Consider the following 16,638-nt stretch of genomic DNA (forward strand, 5'->3'; position numbering starts at 1 on the left):
CTTTGGTTCGGGGTACTCTTCCTTTCACTACCTGAAGAAGGTATCTGTTGATTTCGTGAAGATTGAGGGAGAGTTTGTACAGGGTGCTGTTACGGATTGGAAGGATAGAACCTTCATTGAGTCTATAGTTACACTCACAAGAGGTATGGGAATAAGGACGGTGGCGGAGTTCATAGAAGACGAACAAACCCTCAAGGTCATGAAGGAGTGCGGTGTTGATTACGGGCAGGGCTTTTTCTTCGGGAGACCTTCTCCTGAGCTTAAATCCTGAATTAAAATAACCCTATGCGCCTTGGGGTGAACATAGACCACGTAGCAACAGTCAGGCAGGCGAGGAGGACCTTTGAGCCCTCTCCGGTCTTTGCCGCACTGATAGCCCAGCAGGCTGGAGCGGACCAGATAACCCTTCACCTTAGGGAGGACAGGAGGCACATTCAGGACAGGGACCTTGAGCTTATAAAGGAGCTCGTGATAGTGCCGGTGAACCTTGAAATGGCTCCCACCGAAGAGATGAAGAGGATAGCCCTCAGGATAAAGCCCGACAGGGTTACCCTCGTTCCGGAGAAAAGGGAGGAGATAACCACCGAAGGTGGTCTGGATGTTGCCGGGAATAAGAAGTATCTGAAGGAGTATATAAGGGAGCTGGAGGGTGCTGGGATTGAGGTGTCCCTATTCATAGACCCCGAGAGGTATCAGGTTGAGGCGAGTGCGGAAGTCGGAGCGGATGCGGTTGAGCTCCACACAGGGACTTACGCCAACCTCTGGAACGCCCACAGATTTGATGAGGCTAAGGAAGAGCTGGAGAGGCTTCGCAGTGCTGGAAGGCTGGCAAGGGACCTCGGTCTTAGGGTCTATGCGGGGCACGGACTCACCTACCAGAACGTTAAGGACATCTTGGGACTTGGGGATATAATAGAGGAGCTGAACATAGGCCACTCCATAGTGGCGAACGCTCTCATATTCGGTCTTGAGAGGGCGGTTAAGGAGATGATAGACAGGATCAAGGGAGGTGTGCAGTGGAGGTAAGGAAAGCGGTTCTTCCGGTGGCGGGATGGGGAACGAGATTCCTTCCTGCAACCAAGGCTATGCCAAAGGAGATGTTCCCGATAATAGACAAGCCTGTTATACAGTTCATAGTTGAGGAGCTTCTTGAGGCTGGAATTGAGAACGTCATATTTGTCACGGGAAGGCACAAGAGACCCATAGAGCACCACTTTGACATAAACACAGACTTGGAGAGACACCTTGAGGAGGCTGGAAAGGAGAAGATACTGAGGAACATAAGAGAGATAAGCCACATGGTAAACCCTATATACGTTCGCCAGAAGGAGCAGCTCGGTCTCGGACATGCGGTTCTAACCTCAGAGCCCGCCGTCGGATTTGAGCCCTTCATAGTGTCCCTCGGAGACATCATCCTTGAGAGGGGAAAGAAGGTCCTGAGGGAGATGATAGATATATACAACAGGTTCGGCAAGAGCGTGATAGCCCTCTTTGAGGTGCCCCAGGAGGAGGTAAGCAAGTACGGGATAGCCAAGGTGAAGGAGATAGAGGACGGGGTCTATATGGTGGAGGACCTGATTGAGAAGCCCTCCCCCGAAGAAAGCCCCTCAAACCTCGCCATAGTGGGAAGGTACATATTTACCCCAAAGATATTTGAAAAGCTCAAAGAGACGAAGCCGGGCAAGGGAGGAGAGGTCCAGCTGACCGATGCGATGAGGCTACTCCTTGAGGAGGAAGTTATATACGCCTACAGGATAGATGGAAAGGTTTACGATACCGGAAACCCTGTTGACTACCTCAAGACGGTTATTGAGTTTGCCCTCAGCAGGGAAGACATAGGCGAAGAGCTCCTCGCCTTCCTTCAAGAGCTGATCAGTAAACAAATCCAACCGATAGATAGATCTTGAACTTTGATACGGGCTGGTCTAACTTGCCTATAGGCTTTGCCACATCAAGACGTATGAACCCTGCGGGGGTATTCACGCCCAAGGCACCCCCAACGTCGTACTTTAGGTCTTTGAAGGTGTCTGAGAATTTCTCACCCACGCCTCCGGCGTCACTGTAAAACCCTATCCAGAGGGGCTCCCTTATCATGAGGAGAAGCTCTACCCTTGCGAAGCTGTAGGTTCTCCCGCCGAGGGGGTAGCCTATGGACTCGTAGTCATAACCCCTCATATCTCTGAGACCCCCAAGAAAGAACCTGTCAAAGACCGGCGCCTGCTCACCCACCCAGCCTGCGGAGAGCTTCCCGTCCACCGATACACCCCTTACTATCTCCCTCAGAGCAAAGGTATTTGCCTCAACCTTGTAGTAGCTCCTGTCACCCTCGCTCTTCGTGAGCCTGAGGCTGAAGTGGGTTATGTTCTTAGGGTTAACGGGGTCATCCCTGACCTCCCTCAGGAGGAAGGCTCCGTACTTCCTCAAGGAAAATCTTCCCGCTCCCGCACCCTCAACTTCGTTCCTCGTGCTTGAGAAGGAGAGGCTCAGAGAGAGCCACCTGCTGAACCTGTATCCGAAGGAGGCAAGACCGCCTTCACTCTGCAGGTCAAAGCTGTTGTGAAACTCAAGCCTTTTGAAGAGGGAGAGGTCTGCAAAGTACTTCCTTGAAAAGAGGAACTTGTCGGAGAGTCCAGCCTCGTAGGTCTCGTACTTCTGACTCTTAGAGGCATGAAGCCTGAGTATAATTCCAACTCCAAAGAGGTTCTTAAGCTTCAGCCCACCCTCAACCTTGAACTTCTCCTCAGTGTTGTAGCCAAGGGCAAGCTCAAGGACTCCCCTCTTGTCCTCCCTCACCTCAACAAGCCTGTGAACCTTCTTGCTCTCCCTGTCTATCAGGTTCTCTATCCTCACACCGGTGTAGTTCTCACTCTGGACGAGGTTCCAGAGGCTCTCCTCCTCAGCCTGGGAGGAGAAGTACTCTTCCTTAACGACGGTGTAGTCTATCTCCCGAGGGTGGGTCTTCTCGTTCCCGTATATGAGTAGCTCTCCATACCTGTACCTCTTTCCCTTATTGATGCTGTAGAAGTAGGTAAGGTACAGGCTCTCCTCGTCCTCAGAGACATCTATGTGAACGGAGAAGTCCCCATCAAGGTATCCCTTTTCCCAGAGGAGCCTCTTTATATCCCTGTTCAGGGAATCTACGAGCTTTTCATCAAACCTTTCAGGTAGGAGGGCTCTGTACTTTCCAAAGAGCTCCCTGAAGTCCTCCTCCTCACCGACATAGACCACATCCTTGAGCACTACCTTCTTTCCCGGGAGAAATTCAAGGACCAAGTAAACCACCTTATTCTTCCTGTCAATCTCCCTGTAGACCTTCATGCGGGCTGTTAGGTAGCCCTCTTCCCTCTTTGATTTCAGAAATTCCTCTATCCTATCCTCAATAGCTTCCCTGTCGTAGCTTGAGGGAAGCTCAATCCCCTTAAAGCCCAGAACCTTCAAACTGTACCTCTCCCCCTCCTTTATGAGGAAGGTCACGCTTCCTCCCTCGTAAGAGTAACTGACCGAAACATCAAAGAAGCCCTTATCTCTGTAAAACTCCTCTATCGCCTCCCTGCTCTTTCCCAAAAAGAAGATGTCAACACCGGGGGTATCAAGGTCAAGGAGGGAGAGGAGGGTACTTCCTTCAAAGCTCTCGTTACCCCGAAAGGATATCCTGTACTTCCTTCCCTCGTTTATCCTGTACTTGGGATATGCCAGGGAACCCTTTCCTAAGAGGGCTTTGGAGATCGCCAGTGGATGGGAGAGGAGGTTGGAAAAGCCCTTAAAGAGCGTCACTAAAAAGCCCTTTATGCTTCTTCTGGCACCCTCAACCCCCGGGAAGAGAGCTCTGAGGAAGGGTGAGTTCATCTTCTTCTTGTCAATACCCGCAAAGTAAACGGAGCTCTCAAGGAAGCCCTCACTTCTATAGAATCTGTATATCTTCTCCACGGCGCTACGCGCCGTCTCTTCATTGAATACATCACCTACCCTCAGCTCAGCTTCCTGAAGGAGCCTCTCGGGACTGAAGCTCTTGAGACCTTTAAAGTCCGCCCCTCCAAGGAGGTAAAGCTCCCCCTCCTTGACCTTCACCTTCACGTAGGCGTAGCCCTTATCGTCAACCTTCAGGTCAATGTGGGTCTGGGCATCAAGAAAGCCCATCCTTGAGTAAAAGAGCCTCAGCGTGCTGGAGGCTATCTTAGGGTCAAAGTCAACGAGGGGCTCTTCCTCTCTCAGGAGTATGAGATTCTTTATCTCCTCATCGGAGGCAAAGCGGTTCCCCTCTATATCAACCCTCTTGAGTATGGGGTATCTCTCCACGTATATTACCGTGTCGCTTCCCACAACGCTCACCTTTATGTCCCTTATGTCCTTGAGCTTCTGGAGAGCCCAGAGAACTATAAACATGTTCTCCTCGGTCAGCTTCTTCTGAAAGTTGTTGTTCCTCAGTGGATAGTTTGAGTGAAGAAAGACCTTTGCATAGGCAAAGGTTGAAAGGAGCACAAGTATGAGGACGTGTCTCATTTTGAATGAGTATAATGTAGGAGAGCATGATAGAAAGGTACACCAGAGAGGAGATAGGCAAGGTCTGGTCCGAGAAGAACAAGTTCCAGAAATGGCTTGAGGTGGAGATAGCCGTCTGCAGGGCATGGGCTAAGCTCGGGAAAGTGCCCCAGCCCGCTCTCAGAAAGATAGAGGAGAGGACAAGGATTGACGAGGAAACAATTGAGAAGATAAAGGAGTACGACCGGGTTTACAAGCACGACGTTCTCGCCTTTGTATCAGCTATAGCGGAGCAGGTAGGAGAGGAGGGAAGGTATATACACCTCGGCATAACCTCCTCGGACGTGATAGATACAGCCTTAGCCCTTCTCATGAGGGAGGCTCTTGACATCCTCATAAAGGACGTTGAGGAGGTGATGGAGGAGATAAAGAGGCTCGCTTACGAGCACAAGGACACCCTTATGATAGGTAGAACCCACGGTGTCCATGCGGAGCCAACCACCTTTGGTATAAAGATGGCGGTCTGGTACGATGAGATGAGAAGAAACAGGGAGAGGCTCCTCAGGGCTAAGGAGAACGTATCCTACGGGAAGATATCTGGAGCTGTAGGGACTTACTCCAACGTACCTCCGGAGGTTGAGAGGATAGCCCTATCGGAGCTGGGTCTAAAGATTGAGCCGGCATCAACCCAGATAGTCCATAGGGACAGACACGCCGAGTTTATGTCCGCCATGGCCATAACAGCCTCCTCTTTGGACAAGTTTGCTACAGAGATAAGGCACCTCCAGAGAACGGAGGTTCTTGAGGTTCAGGAGCCTTTTACCAAAGGGCAGAGGGGCTCCTCCGCCATGCCCCATAAGAAGAACCCCGTTCACTCCGAGAGGATATGTGGGCTAGCCCGACTGATACGCTCAAACCTAATCCCCGCCCTTGAGAACATAGTTCTCTGGCACGAAAGGGACATATCCCACTCCTCGGTTGAGAGGGTTATCCTGCCCGACACTAGCATAGCCCTTGACTACATACTGTCCCTCTTCAAAGAGATACTTAGGGGTCTCGTAGTAAACAGGGAGAGGATGCTGAAGAATATGGAGCTTTCAAAGGGTCTTTACTTCTCCTCAAGGGTGCTGGTCGCTCTCACAGAGAAAGGTATGACAAGGGATAGAGCCTACGACGTTGTCCAGAGGTGCGCGATGGAGAGCTGGAACACCGACAGGAGCTTCAAAGAAGTCCTTCTGAAGGATGAGGAGGTCAGGAAGTATCTCAAAGAGGAGGATATAGAGAAGATATTTGATCCTTGGGACTTTCTCAAGCACAGGGATTACATATACAAGAAGGTCTTTGGTTAGGTTATAAGCTCCTCAAGCCTCTCCTTTAGAGCCTGATAGGTCGCCTGCCTTATTAGGTTCCTTATGTCAAGCTCCTCAAAGACCTTTTCCACCTCTCTTCTAACAACGTCAGCCACCATGTCCTTTATATCAAGCATCCTCTCCTCTAAAGCTCTGGAAACAGCCTCCTTGACCTTCTCCTCCGAGAGAGCCTTCGCTATGGCGGACTCAACGATCCTATCTATATCCTCCCCTGATACGGAAACAGCCTTCTCAAGCTCTGCCTCCTGCGGGATCTCTTCAACAGCCTCCTCAACAGCTGTCTCCTCCTCAACCTCCGAAGACTCACCCTCTATGAGCTGTCCGAGGGCTTCAAGGGCTGGTATCTCCTCTTCTTGGGGCGGAGCCTCTTCAGCTACCACCTCTTCCTGAGGCTGAACCTCCGTCTCTTCAGCAGTCTGAGCGAGCTCCTGGGCAAGCTCCTCTATCGGCTGCTCTTCTACCTCTTGAATCTCCTCAGCTTCCTCTTCCTGAGGAAGTTCCTGCACCTGAACCTCTCCCTCCACCTGGGGCACAGCCGAAAGTTGCTCCTCAATTATCTCCTTCAGCCTGCCGGGATCCGTATCTCTGGAAACGGATACCTTCTTCTCAAGGGGTATGCTATCAACGTTTATCGGGAATAGGTCATCAACGAGTATAACGTAAGCCTTCCGGGACATAGCCTCATCGCCAGCGAGCTCGGTAAGTCCCTTCTCAGCTATAACGCCAGATATAGCGTCAAACACTACCAGAGCTGCATCCTTACCCCTCTCCTTAGCCTGCTTCACCGTCTTTACGCTTTCAACCTCATACTTCTGTCCGAAGGCAGCCTTAAGGGAGTCTATAAGGGTTTGGTCAAAGGAGACTATGAGTATCTTTCCCGGTTTGACACCGGCTGGAGCTTTCTCCTCAGCTACCTCTTTTACCTCCTGCTCCTGCACCTCCTCCTGCACCTCTTGAGGTTCTTCCTGATAAGCCTCTACCTCCTGAAGCGCTTCCTCTACTTCCTCTGAAAGCTCTGCGAAGGTTTCCTCCGAGGTGGCAAAGCTGGTGGGCTCTATCTCAATCTCGGGGATCTCCTCCCCTATCTCTTGGACTATCTCCTCCACAGGCTGCTCGGGAGGAGCTTCAACCTCCTCGGTAGGAGCGGTAGCAGCGGCTTCCTCTGGAAACTCAAGGAGCTTCTTGACTATCTCTTTGGGATCCTCGTCCCTCGGAACCAGAAGCTTCTGAGGCACCACTATGTTGCTCTCATCTACCGGGAAGAGCTCGTCGTAGAGTATTACATACCTGGCGTTGCTGAACTTCTTCGTGTAAAGCGTGTTTATGTCCTCCTCCGATATGGCTCCCGAGATGGCGTCGTATATAACACCCTCAACGTCGGAGGGTATCATCTTGATCGCTTCCTCGCTGTTCTTGGCGACATAGACATCCTGGTCTGATAGAGCCTTCTTCAGGTCTTCCGTAAGCGTCTTGTCAAAGGAAACAATCAGCACCTTCATTTCCCCACACCTCACCTCTTACTCAATCTATGCTTAAGGATACTATCAACCAGCTTCTTCATCTCGTCAACGCTCTCCTCAGGTATAACCTTGAGGGTAGCCATGGTAAGCCTCAGAGCCTTCAGCCTGTTCATGAGCTCCTCGGTCAAGCCTCCCCGCTCCGCAACCTCAAACTCCTTGAGAGTAAAGTAGAAGACGCTGAAGTAAAGGAGAAGGCTCGCTACGAGAAGTCCCGTGTAGAGGTTGTGCTGGCTAACGAAGCTCAGATACTCCCCTATGCTCACCTTTCGTACGTAGAGGTAAAGCGTTCCGTCCTTAACAGGCATGACTATGTGAACGTACTGAGCTCTCTCCACGGGAGAGGCTACGTTGGTGCTGACGAACTTGCCCGAGGCTTTCTTGGCATACATGACCACCGTGTGCTTTGGATAGGGCAGGTCAACCTTGGTCTTCCCTTCCCTTATACCCATGAAGAAGGCGCTTATGTTGGAAAGGACCTTTGCCTCCCTGTCGTAGAGATAGGCTGTGAAGGATATGTATATTGAGGAGAGCACAAAGAGGAGAAGGAACAGCCAGAGCAACATTATGAATGTCTTTCTCATATCAGCTTCCCCCCACCGTCACATCCTTAACGAGCACAGAAGGAGAACCAACGTTCCCATAGAACTTTAAATCGCTCCCCAACGCGATAATTTTATTCCAAAGGTCAAGGACGCTTCCAGCAACCGTAACTCCCCTAACGGCATGCTCGGGCTTACCTTTCCTGTAGAGGACTCCAGAGGCACCCAAGGAGAACTCTCCCGAAACGGGGTCAACGGTGTGGAGTCCCATCAGGTCCAGAACGAAGAAGACCTCCTCTTCAAGGGAGAGGAGATCCTCAAGGGTGAAATCTCCCCTCTCAAGGTAGAGGTTTGTTATTCCCGAAGAGGGCAGGCTTCTGAAGCTCCCCCTTTCGGAGTTGCCCGTTGGCTCCTCCTTGGCGAGGATGGATGTGTAAAGGCTGTGAAGGAAGCCTTTGAACACCCCCTTCTCAACGAGGACGTTCCTCCTGCGGGGCACCCCCTCCGCATCGTAGGGGGCTGTCATGAAGCCACCCTCCATGGTGCCGTCGTCAACTATGTTAAGAAGCTCAGAACCGACACTCTCCCCCACTTTGTCCTTAAGGAGGGTCTTTCCTTTAACCAAGGCATCTCCCAAGAACATGCTTGAGAAGGACTCAAGGAGAAGGGCAAAGCTCTCCCTGTGAAAGAGAACGGGCATCACTCTAGTCTCCAAAGGCTTTGGGTTTAATAGGGATGTGCTCTTGAAGACAACGTCCTTAGCTATATCCTCAGCATCAAGCTCGGAGAACCTGCGAGAGCCTCTGAACTCCCAGGATATAGCGGAGTCTCCACCCTCCTGAGCCAGGGTCGCTATCATTGCTGTGTAGTAAGTACCTTCGTAAGAGAACTCAACTCCGTAGGAGTTCTTTACATCAACACCTACGATCCCTTCCGTAAAGCTCGCCTTTCTCACACCCTTTATCCTGCTGTCAAGCTCCTTTGCCTTCTTCTCAAGGCTTAGGGCAAAGTCTATCTTGCTCTCAAGAGGGAGAGAGATCCCCTCCTCATCAAATACGGAACTTACGCTGGACTTTTTAAGCTCTCTTACAAAGCTGTTCCCCTCATCGGGATTCTGGAGGTCGCACACCTGCATAGCCTTCTCAACAACGTCTTTTATGCTCTCCTCCTTCAGCTCAGTTGTGTAGGCAAAGCCAACCTTCTTGTCCTTCAGCACCCTTATCCCAACACCTACCTCTTCAGAGCTTGATAGGTTTTCAAGATCCCCTTCAGAAACCTCAACCTTTACTTTCTTTGTTCTCTGGTGAAACAGCTCGTACTCGTAGCCGGGGCGTATGAACTTCTTTACAAGGTCTTCTATATCTCTCATTCCCACAATTTTACTACACCCTCCTTCTGTCCCTTCCCTTTATATATATAACATTGGACATCTCGTATATCCTTGATACCGTGCTCGGACCGAGCCTCTCGGAGATGAGAGACTTGGGAAGGTCAACTTCGCCAGCGACCCTTCTGACCTTTTTGTCGCTCTTCTCCTCTCCCGTTAGGGAGAAGTTCGTAGTTATTATTGTGCTCTTCATGTTGTTGTACCTGTAAGAGATTATGTAGGATATCAGCTCCTTCTGCCAGTCGGAAAGTCTCTCACTTCCAAGGTCATCAAGTACTACGAGGGGGTGGTTGAGTATCCTCTTTATCGCCTTTCCGGTTTTTCTCTCCTCTATCAGGAGCTTGAGCTTGTAGATGAGGTCCTTAGTGTCAAAGAAAACCCCCTTTACCCCCTTCTCTCTGTAAATCTTCTTCAAGACACCCACCGCAAGGTGGGTCTTTCCGACACCCGGAGGTCCTATGAAGGTTAGTCCCCTTCCCTCGGAGGGGTCAAAGGAGGAGGCGTAGATGTAGGCTTCCTTGTAGGCGTCCTGTTCGGAGGGGTTTTCGGGGTTGTAGTTCTCAAGCTCCGCAGACCAGAACCTTTTTGGCACTTTCAGAACTCTGTTTATGTCCTTTTCGGAAAAGCGACACCCACAGAGCTCAACTCCTCCTTCCTTCTTTACGAAACCCGTTCCACCGCAGACCGAGCATTCCATCAGGGATAATTTAGTCCAGAGGGAGCCTTAAGATAACTCCTAAGGTACTCGTAAAAGGAAAGGTAGGCTATCCCAACGGAGATCCAGAGAAGGTATATTCCCAGCTCGTAATCCTTCAAAACCAGGAGCACCCCCGAGAACATCATTGCGGTCTTTAGCTTTCCAAGGTAGGAGGCTCCTAAAATGCTTCCCTGAGACGCCAAGAGGCTCCTGAGGAAGGATATGCTGAGCTCCCTTATCAGAAGGAGTATGACTATCAGGGAGCTTACCTTTCCGACTTCAACGAGGGCTACGAGGGCTGAGAGGAGGAATACCTTGTCTGCCAAGGGGTCAAGGAGCTTCCCCGTTCCGTCTCCGTTTCCCTGAAGGCGGGCGAGCCACCCGTCAAGGAGGTCCGATGCACCGCTGATGAGAGTTAGGATAAAGGCGATAAGGAAGTCCCCGCTGAGTATGCTTATAGCCGTCGGTAGGGCGAGCACTATCCTAAGCCCGGTCAGGAGATTTGCCATGGAATTAAAATTATAGGCTATGGATGTCCTCCTTTCATTCCTTCTGGGGCTTGTATCGGGCGCTCTCTACAACGAGCACATATACAGGCAGTCCCTCAGCTTTCCAGAGAGCAGACCCATTCTGGGCTTTAGCCTGCGGTTTGGCATCACCGCCGCTATAGGTGTTTTCGTGGCGGTTGGGCTTGGGAGCGATGGACTGCTCGCCTTTGCAGGAGGGAACCTGCTGGGCAGGTTAATTCACACGGCGGTCAGGGGATTTTTGGTCGTAAGATATTAGAGTGGAAGCTCTGGACAACCTTCTGAAGCTCATAAGCGAGCCTTTAGTTCAGTTCTTCCTGTGGGTGGCCGTTCTGTTCATAATAGCCAGCATATTCTTTGACAGGAAAATATCCTTCTGGATATCCTCGGTAGGAGCCACCTACTTCTGGCTCAAAAACCAGGACCCTGTCGTTGCCCTCAAGGCTTGGCTCATAGTCCTGTCCATATTCCTGATAATACTGATCCTGAAGTTCCTCTTTAACCTGAACGTTGTCCTTCTCCTTGAGGGGAAGAAGAGGTGCCCAATGTGCTGTGAAAAGGCTTACAGAAAGGCAAAGGTGTGTCCCCACTGCCACTACAGGTTTGCCTCCGAAAGCGATGAGTGCAAGAGTTGATGTTGCTGGAGGGTGGCTTGAGTATAGATTAAAAACCATGGGGATAAAGGACCTCCTTGAGGTTATCAGGCTTGAGGCTCTGAACAGGCTGCTGGAGGAGAAAAGAAAGAGAAGAGAGAGGCTGAAGTTTAGGTCCCTCACTCCGAAGGGAGAAGGTAGAAAAGGCAGGCTTGAAAGAAGGGAAAAACTGCTTTAAAATTTATAACTTGCTTAGGGGCCGTAGCTCAGTTGGGAGAGCGCCGATATGGCATGTCGGAGGTCACGGGTTCAAGTCCCGTCGGCTCCACTAGGAGCTGGTCCCTAAAGAGCCGGTAGCTCAGTCGGTAGAGCAACGGCCTTTTAAGCCGTGGGTCCCGGGTTCGATCCCCGGCCGGCTCACTTTTAAACCCTTACTCCCATGAAAAATGAGAACGTCTCAATAGCCCTGCTCCACTACCCGGCGATGGACAGGGACGGAAGGATAATAGTTACCTCCTTTACCACGATGGACCTTCACGACATAGCCCGTCCGGCGAGGGCTTACGAGGTGAGAAGGTTTTACATAGTCCAGCCTATAGATGCCCAGAGGCTTGTGGTGAAGAGGCAGATAGAGTACTGGCTCTCGGAGGAGGGAAGGAGGGCGAACCCAACGAGGTATGAGATAGTCCAGCTTGTAAGGTTAAAATACACACTGGATGAGGTGATAGAAGATATAGAGAAGGAAAGGGGGAAAAAACCTGTGATAGTTGGAACGGATGCGAGGACCTACCCGAACACGGTGAGCTACCCAGAGCTGAAGGAGGAGATAGAGAAGAGGGATAGAGAGTTTCTGATAGTCTTTGGAACGGGGTATGGAATACCGCCCGACATGATGAGAACCTTTGACTACATCCTTGAGCCCGTCCACGGTGCTGGTGATTGGAACCACCTCTCGGTCAGGAATGCGGTGGCTATAATCTTAGACAGGCTCTTCAGCCGTAACAGGTGCTGAGGGATGATGTACCACTTAGCCCTCCTTTTAAGGGATTACTTCTTCGCCTTCAACGTCTTCAAGTACATAACCTTCCGCTCCTTCACCGCGATACTCATAGCCTTCTTCATAACCCTGCTGCTCTCACCCACCGTGATGAAGCGGATAGCGAGGCTCCAGAGGTTCTTCGGAGGTTACGTCAGGGAGTACACCCCCAACCACCACGAGAACAAGAGGTACACGCCCACGATGGGGGGGATAGTTATAGTTACCGTCATAATCATAAGCTCCCTTCTCCTCATGAGGCTTGATGTTAAGTACACCTGGGTACTTGTCTTCGCAACCCTCTCCTTTGCCCTCGTGGGTCTGGTTGACGACTGGCTGAAGCTAAAGGACAAGAAGGGACTGAGTATAAAGGCTAAGCTCCTGAGCCAGATAGTCCTGTCCTTCGCTGTGTCCCTGCTGATATTCAAGTGGGTTGGTCTGGACACCAAGCTATACTTCCCCTTCTTCAAGGACCTGACCTTAGATCTCGGCTGGCTATACATACCCTTTGCTATGTTCGTCATAGTTGGAGCGGCAAATGCGGTGAACCTCACCGACGGCTTGGACGGACTCGCCATCGGACCCACCATGACAACAGCAACAGCCTTCGGGGTCATAGCTTACGCCGTTGGACACTCAAAGATAGCTGACTACCTCGGCATACCGAGTGTTCCCTACGCTGGAGAGATAACGGTCTTCTGCTTTGCAATAATAGGTGCTGGACTCGGCTTTCTGTGGTTCAACACCTATCCCGCTCAGGTTTTCATGGGAGACGTGGGAGCCTTAGGTCTCGGTGCAGCCCTGGCAACGGTCTCCCTTTTGACGAAGTCTGAGTTCCTCCTCGCGGTTGCAGGGGGAGTCTTCGTCTTTGAGACGGTAACTGTCATACTCCAGATAATCTACTTCAGAGCAACTGGAGGGAAGAGGCTCTTCAAGAAGGCTCCCTTTCACCACCACCTTGAGGAGAAAGGTCTTGATGAGCCGAAGATAGTGGTGAGGATGTGGATAGTCTCCGCACTCCTCGCCATCGTGTCGGTAGCCATGCTCAAGCTCAGGTAAGCCTTTTGATGAGGCTCGTAATACCGTCAAGGATTATGTGGACTATATCCGCACAGACTATTCCACCAACAAAGTAGAGTCCTAATTCACTCCTGAAGAGCTCGTTCAGGAGGGAGAAGAGGTTGAAGTTTGCAAGGATACGGGCAAAGCCCTTGTCAAGGAAGGAGACCATACCTATCAGAACGAAGTAAAGGAATATGACCACGCCGACTATGTAAAGGAGTCTAAGGAGGCTACCTACAACGGGCAGGTGGGATACACCTCTATGTCTGGAAAGGCTCTGGTAGGGAGACCAGAGACATCTTAGAAGGCTCCACCTCTTTGTAGGCTTTGAGTTGGGGAGGTCTATATCCGGAGAAAGGAGGAAAGTACCCACCAGATACCCAGCGCTGAAGGGGATGTAGAGCTCCTTGGGCAGGTAGTAGAGGAATCCCGGAAGGGCAACGAGATTTATTAGGTCGTGGGTCTTACCGAGCGCCATCCCTGTCCTCTATGTCAAGGAGGTTTACCTCTCCGTCCATGACCGTATAGGCTATCCTAACCCTCCTTCCCGCCTCCAAGTGGGGGAAAAGGTCTCTCTCCCAACAGGTTATGAGCTTATCTCCTACTCTCACCCTTGCTCTGTTGTAGCGGACCTGAACGTCGGTAATCGTAAGCTCCTCCGATAGGAAGGTGGGTGCGGGGTTCTGTTCTCCATAGGGTTCAAGCCTCCTTATGTCCCTCAGAACATCCCTGCCGAGCTTAGAGAGGGGAAGCTCCATATCTATGTAGAGAGGAGGGAGCTCTTTTGGAACGTGGCTGAAGAGCTCATCCACTTCCCTGCTGAAGGGCTCAAGGAGCTTACTTTGGAGCGTTATACCCGCTGCCTGGACGTGCCCTCCCCACTTCAGAAACATGTGGGAGAGCTTGCTGAGCCCCTCATACACGTCTATCCCATCTACAGACCTGACCGAACCCACCGAGTGGGTCTTTCCCTCCGAGAAGACAGCGACAGGCTTTCCCAAGAGGCTTGACAGCCTGCCAGCCACTATCCCAAGAACACCAACGTGCCACTTGGGGTCCCAGACGGTTATGAAGTTCCTGTCTCCAAGCTCAAGGGCGCTCCTGTAGGCTTCCTTGTAAACCATATCGGTTATGGTCCTCCTCTTCAGGTTTATAGCCTCAACTTTCTTCGCAAGCTGGAGGGCTCTCCCCGGGTCTCTCTCAGTGAGCAGGCTCAGGGACAACTTGGGATTGCTTATCCTTCCCGGTGCGTTTATCCTCGGAGCGAGAGAGTAGGCTATGTCCTTAGCAGAGACTCTATCTCCAACCCTTGATATCTGAAGGAGAGCCTTCACCCCCGGCTTGTTCAACACGCCCCTTGCAACACCCTGAAGAACGGAAAGACCTTTGCTCACGAGAATCCTGTTGGTCCTGTTCATAGGCATCACATCCCCGACTGTGCCCAGAGCAACGAGGTCAAGGAGCGTCCTCACGTCCATATCAAGGGAGAGCTCACGGGCTAAGACAGCCCCTATGTAAAAGCACATCGCTGAGGAGGAGAGCTCCCTCATGTCCTTGGGAACGTCCTCCCTCACCTTTGGGTTGACGAGGATAGCCTTTCGGGGTGTGCTCTCGGGAACGTTGTGGTGGTCAATAACTATTACATCCATCCCGGCGGAGTCAATCTCGCTCACGGCGGAGGTGCCGTTGTCCACCGTTATGAGAAGGTCTCCGTAGCGGGAGAACACGGATACCAGCTCCCCGTTTAGACCGTAACCCGTCCCCCTGTTGGGAAGGACGGAGACCGTCTTAGCCCCCGCCTCCTTGAGGACCTCCTGGAGTATGGCTGTTCCCGTTATGCCATCAACGTCGTAGTCTCCGAATAGGACTATCCTCTCCCCCTTTCTCACAGCATAGCTTATCCTCTCAACACACTCCTCTATATTAGGAAGCAGCTGATAGGGAAGAAGGTGCCTGAGCTTAAGGTCAAAGAGAGACTCGTGGTCCTCTTCGTAGCCCCTGTTCACTATTAGCTGGGCTAAAAGTTCACCGTACCTTTCCACCAGCTCCTTGGGTGGTTTTATTGAGTGGCTGAGTATGTGCCACCTCTTGCCTGAGAGCCCCTTCATCTTCTCTCAATTATAAGCTTACTTTTCAGGTAGCTGATACCTTTGAGGGTGTAGTCAAGGGCTGAGGCTACAACAAGCAGAATTGAGACCATCTGGAGGGAGTAAAAGAGGGCAGAGGGGATAAGGACGTCCGTCAAGCTCATCATAAAGGCGAGCCCGACTACGGTTGAGATCGCAAGGGTCGTAAGCTTGCCAAGAAGAGAGGGCTCGGGAACAAAGCCCAGCCTCCTGAGGAGCAGAGTCCCCCCGATCAGGAAGAGGTCCCTCGTAACGAGGAGCTTGAAAAGGATAGGCATGACTCCCACATCGGTATAAAAGCTCACAGTTAGGAGTCCGAAGAAGAGAAGGACCTTGTCCGCAAGCGGATCTAAGAACTTTCCGAGCTGAGTCCTCGCATCCATCAGGCGGGCAAGGGTACCGTCAAAGGCATCGCTCAGGGCGAGAATAAGGAAGAGCAGAGCTGACTCCTTGCTCTCACCCCTCTGGGCTAAGAGAAGAACCGCCGGAGACAGGAGTAGCCTTAAAAAGGACAGGAGGTTTGGCAGCGACCTCATCCCCTTTCAACCTGTTTCAGGAGGGAAAAGACCTCTCTGAGGACCTCTTCTAAGGACCTTCCCGTTGTATCCACAACAACAGCGTCCGGCGCCGGTTTGAAGGGATAGTCTTTCCTCTCCATATCCCTTCTGTCTCTCTCCACTATCTTCTTGAGGATCTCTCTGTAGTCTCCTTCTTCGCCTTTCTCTCTGAGCTGTTCAAGCCTTCTCTTTGCCCTCTCCTCAGGGGAGGCGGTTATAAAGAGCTTTAGGTCCGCATCGGGAATTATATTCGTGCCAGCGTCCCTTCCCTCAACAACAGCCTGCCTCTCCCTTATAAGTTTTCTAAACTCATCGTTTATGTACTCCCTGAACTTCCCTAAGGTTCCGACCAGCGATGCCGCCCTTCCAGCCTCCTCGCTTCTGAGCTCCTCAGAACTAACCTCTACCCCATCTATCAGAACCCTCGTCCTACCCACCTCGGGAATTATCTCAAGGGAGCTGAGCAGAGGCTCAACGTCCTCCCAGGAGAGCTGGCTGACCGAACCGAGCTTCTTCCTTATGAGGTAGCCGACAGCCCTGTAGGCGAGACCCGTCTCAAGATAGGGTATCTTCAGCTTGAGGGATATCTCACGGGCAATTGTGCTCTTACCGCTTCCGGCTGGTCCATCAATGGCTATCTTCATGGAGAAGAATTCTAATACCCTCCGCCGGTTGATATACCCCTGAGTCTGAGCTCAAGGTCGGAGGGCTTGCTGGCGTAAAGCAGGGCTGTGTGGAAGTCAAT

The 16,638-nt window shown here is 51.6% G+C and carries 19 protein-coding genes and 2 tRNA genes; 11 read left to right on the forward strand and 10 right to left on the reverse strand.

Annotation, left to right across the window (positions count from 1 at the left end):
- From AC1HCM_RS09100 to galU, 3 genes are all read left to right on the forward strand, one after another.
- Positions 1-271: EAL domain-containing protein (locus AC1HCM_RS09100; protein ID WP_479461447.1), on the forward strand; the 271-nt coding region annotated here is incomplete at its 5' end.
- Between the two features lie 14 nt (positions 272-285).
- Positions 286-1,026, forward strand: coding sequence for a pyridoxine 5'-phosphate synthase (gene pdxJ / locus AC1HCM_RS09105; RefSeq protein WP_479461448.1), 741 nt, complete (start codon positions 286-288; stop codon positions 1,024-1,026).
- On the forward strand, positions 1,017-1,907 hold the full coding sequence (gene galU, locus AC1HCM_RS09110) for a UTP--glucose-1-phosphate uridylyltransferase GalU (RefSeq protein WP_479461449.1): 891 nt from the start codon (positions 1,017-1,019) through the stop codon (positions 1,905-1,907). The genes pdxJ and galU overlap by 10 nt, the downstream gene beginning before the upstream one ends.
- Here galU and AC1HCM_RS09115 read toward each other — a convergent pair.
- A complete protein-coding gene (locus AC1HCM_RS09115; RefSeq protein ID WP_479461450.1) occupies positions 1,873-4,500 on the reverse strand; it encodes a BamA/OMP85 family outer membrane protein in 2,628 nt (875 codons plus the stop codon). The genes galU and AC1HCM_RS09115 overlap by 35 nt on opposite strands.
- Before the next feature lie 26 nt (positions 4,501-4,526).
- Here AC1HCM_RS09115 and purB point away from each other — a divergent pair, with 26 nt between their 5' ends.
- On the forward strand, positions 4,527-5,828 hold the full coding sequence (purB, locus tag AC1HCM_RS09120) for an adenylosuccinate lyase (RefSeq protein WP_479461451.1): 1,302 nt from the start codon (positions 4,527-4,529) through the stop codon (positions 5,826-5,828).
- Here the strand turns inward: purB and AC1HCM_RS09125 are convergent.
- Genes AC1HCM_RS09125 through AC1HCM_RS09145 form a run of 5 tightly spaced genes read right to left on the reverse strand, consistent with a single transcriptional unit; the run spans position 5,825 to position 10,501 of the window.
- Positions 5,825-7,348: a hypothetical protein gene (locus AC1HCM_RS09125; RefSeq protein ID WP_479461452.1), complete on the reverse strand. Its 1,524-nt coding sequence runs from the start codon at positions 7,346-7,348 to the stop codon at positions 5,825-5,827. The two genes, purB and AC1HCM_RS09125, sit on opposite strands and share 4 nt — an antisense overlap.
- Positions 7,349-7,359: 11 nt before the next feature.
- Positions 7,360-7,950, reverse strand: a complete 591-nt coding sequence (locus AC1HCM_RS09130) for a hypothetical protein (RefSeq protein WP_479461453.1) — start codon at positions 7,948-7,950, stop codon at positions 7,360-7,362.
- Between the two features lies 1 nt (position 7,951).
- Complete coding sequence (locus AC1HCM_RS09135; protein ID WP_479461454.1) at positions 7,952-9,277, reverse strand: TldD/PmbA family protein; 1,326 nt, start codon at positions 9,275-9,277, stop codon at positions 7,952-7,954.
- A 13-nt stretch (positions 9,278-9,290) separates the two neighbouring features.
- Positions 9,291-9,992: an ATP-binding protein gene (locus AC1HCM_RS09140; RefSeq protein ID WP_479461455.1), complete on the reverse strand. Its 702-nt coding sequence runs from the start codon at positions 9,990-9,992 to the stop codon at positions 9,291-9,293.
- Positions 9,992-10,501: a CDP-alcohol phosphatidyltransferase family protein gene (locus AC1HCM_RS09145; RefSeq protein WP_479461456.1), complete on the reverse strand. Its 510-nt coding sequence runs from the start codon at positions 10,499-10,501 to the stop codon at positions 9,992-9,994. Before AC1HCM_RS09145 ends, AC1HCM_RS09140 begins: the two co-directional genes overlap by 1 nt.
- Before the next feature lie 19 nt (positions 10,502-10,520).
- On the opposite strand from AC1HCM_RS09145, the gene AC1HCM_RS09150 reads away from it, so the two are divergent.
- The 7 genes from AC1HCM_RS09150 to mraY all read left to right on the forward strand — a co-directional run bounded on the left by AC1HCM_RS09150 (position 10,521) and on the right by mraY (position 13,207).
- Positions 10,521-10,778: a hypothetical protein gene (locus AC1HCM_RS09150; protein WP_479461457.1), complete on the forward strand. Its 258-nt coding sequence runs from the start codon at positions 10,521-10,523 to the stop codon at positions 10,776-10,778.
- Position 10,779: 1 nt separating this feature from the next.
- Positions 10,780-11,154 (forward strand): hypothetical protein, encoded by a 375-nt coding sequence (locus AC1HCM_RS09155; RefSeq protein ID WP_479461458.1) that lies wholly within the window; start codon positions 10,780-10,782, stop codon positions 11,152-11,154.
- A gap of 37 nt (positions 11,155-11,191) precedes the next feature.
- Positions 11,192-11,350, forward strand: a complete 159-nt coding sequence (locus AC1HCM_RS09160) for a hypothetical protein (protein WP_479461459.1) — start codon at positions 11,192-11,194, stop codon at positions 11,348-11,350.
- A gap of 17 nt (positions 11,351-11,367) precedes the next feature.
- Positions 11,368-11,440: transfer RNA gene (locus AC1HCM_RS09165), tRNA-Ala, on the forward strand.
- A gap of 19 nt (positions 11,441-11,459) precedes the next feature.
- Positions 11,460-11,532: transfer RNA gene (locus AC1HCM_RS09170), tRNA-Lys, on the forward strand.
- A gap of 19 nt (positions 11,533-11,551) precedes the next feature.
- The gene (locus tag AC1HCM_RS09175) at positions 11,552-12,124 is read left to right on the forward strand and encodes an RNA methyltransferase (protein ID WP_479461460.1); all 573 of its coding nucleotides are present in this window, start codon (positions 11,552-11,554) and stop codon (positions 12,122-12,124) included.
- 3 nt (positions 12,125-12,127) lie between these two features.
- Positions 12,128-13,207: a phospho-N-acetylmuramoyl-pentapeptide-transferase gene (gene mraY, locus AC1HCM_RS09180; RefSeq protein ID WP_479461461.1), complete on the forward strand. Its 1,080-nt coding sequence runs from the start codon at positions 12,128-12,130 to the stop codon at positions 13,205-13,207.
- Here mraY and AC1HCM_RS09185 read toward each other — a convergent pair.
- Genes AC1HCM_RS09185 through cmk form a run of 4 tightly spaced genes read right to left on the reverse strand, consistent with a single transcriptional unit; the run spans position 13,200 to position 16,537 of the window.
- Complete coding sequence (locus AC1HCM_RS09185) at positions 13,200-13,688, reverse strand: metal-binding protein (protein WP_479461462.1); 489 nt, start codon at positions 13,686-13,688, stop codon at positions 13,200-13,202. The genes mraY and AC1HCM_RS09185 overlap by 8 nt on opposite strands.
- The gene (gene recJ / locus AC1HCM_RS09190) at positions 13,675-15,318 is read right to left on the reverse strand and encodes a single-stranded-DNA-specific exonuclease RecJ (RefSeq protein ID WP_479461463.1); all 1,644 of its coding nucleotides are present in this window, start codon (positions 15,316-15,318) and stop codon (positions 13,675-13,677) included. Before recJ ends, AC1HCM_RS09185 begins: the two co-directional genes overlap by 14 nt.
- Positions 15,315-15,872: a CDP-alcohol phosphatidyltransferase family protein gene (locus AC1HCM_RS09195; RefSeq protein ID WP_479461464.1), complete on the reverse strand. Its 558-nt coding sequence runs from the start codon at positions 15,870-15,872 to the stop codon at positions 15,315-15,317. Before AC1HCM_RS09195 ends, recJ begins: the two co-directional genes overlap by 4 nt.
- On the reverse strand, positions 15,869-16,537 hold the full coding sequence (gene cmk, locus AC1HCM_RS09200) for a (d)CMP kinase (RefSeq protein ID WP_479461465.1): 669 nt from the start codon (positions 16,535-16,537) through the stop codon (positions 15,869-15,871). The genes AC1HCM_RS09195 and cmk overlap by 4 nt, the downstream gene beginning before the upstream one ends.
- Positions 16,538-16,638 lie beyond the last annotated feature (101 nt).

The sequence above is a fragment of the Hydrogenivirga sp. genome (assembly GCF_056450045.1).

Bases quoted from the DNA above. Each gene is read 5' to 3' on its own strand.
- AC1HCM_RS09125 (WP_479461452.1), bottom strand. From the start codon at position 7,348: ATGAAGGTGCTGATTGTTTCCTTTGACAAGACGCTTACGGAAGACCTG.
- AC1HCM_RS09175 (WP_479461460.1), top strand. From the start codon at position 11,552: ATGAAAAATGAGAACGTCTCAATAGCCCTGCTCCACTACCCGGCGATG.
- cmk (WP_479461465.1), bottom strand. From the start codon at position 16,537: ATGAAGATAGCCATTGATGGACCAGCCGGAAGCGGTAAGAGCACAATT.
- AC1HCM_RS09160 (WP_479461459.1), top strand. From the start codon at position 11,192: ATGGGGATAAAGGACCTCCTTGAGGTTATCAGGCTTGAGGCTCTGAAC.
- AC1HCM_RS09150 (WP_479461457.1), top strand. From the start codon at position 10,521: ATGGATGTCCTCCTTTCATTCCTTCTGGGGCTTGTATCGGGCGCTCTC.
- pdxJ (WP_479461448.1), top strand. From the start codon at position 286: ATGCGCCTTGGGGTGAACATAGACCACGTAGCAACAGTCAGGCAGGCG.
- purB (WP_479461451.1), top strand. From the start codon at position 4,527: ATGATAGAAAGGTACACCAGAGAGGAGATAGGCAAGGTCTGGTCCGAG.
- AC1HCM_RS09140 (WP_479461455.1), bottom strand. From the start codon at position 9,992: ATGGAATGCTCGGTCTGCGGTGGAACGGGTTTCGTAAAGAAGGAAGGA.
- AC1HCM_RS09115 (WP_479461450.1), bottom strand. From the start codon at position 4,500: ATGAGACACGTCCTCATACTTGTGCTCCTTTCAACCTTTGCCTATGCA.
- AC1HCM_RS09195 (WP_479461464.1), bottom strand. From the start codon at position 15,872: ATGAGGTCGCTGCCAAACCTCCTGTCCTTTTTAAGGCTACTCCTGTCT.
- mraY (WP_479461461.1), top strand. From the start codon at position 12,128: ATGATGTACCACTTAGCCCTCCTTTTAAGGGATTACTTCTTCGCCTTC.
- AC1HCM_RS09185 (WP_479461462.1), bottom strand. From the start codon at position 13,688: ATGGCGCTCGGTAAGACCCACGACCTAATAAATCTCGTTGCCCTTCCG.
- AC1HCM_RS09145 (WP_479461456.1), bottom strand. From the start codon at position 10,501: ATGGCAAATCTCCTGACCGGGCTTAGGATAGTGCTCGCCCTACCGACG.
- AC1HCM_RS09135 (WP_479461454.1), bottom strand. From the start codon at position 9,277: ATGAGAGATATAGAAGACCTTGTAAAGAAGTTCATACGCCCCGGCTAC.
- AC1HCM_RS09130 (WP_479461453.1), bottom strand. From the start codon at position 7,950: ATGAGAAAGACATTCATAATGTTGCTCTGGCTGTTCCTTCTCCTCTTT.
- recJ (WP_479461463.1), bottom strand. From the start codon at position 15,318: ATGAAGGGGCTCTCAGGCAAGAGGTGGCACATACTCAGCCACTCAATA.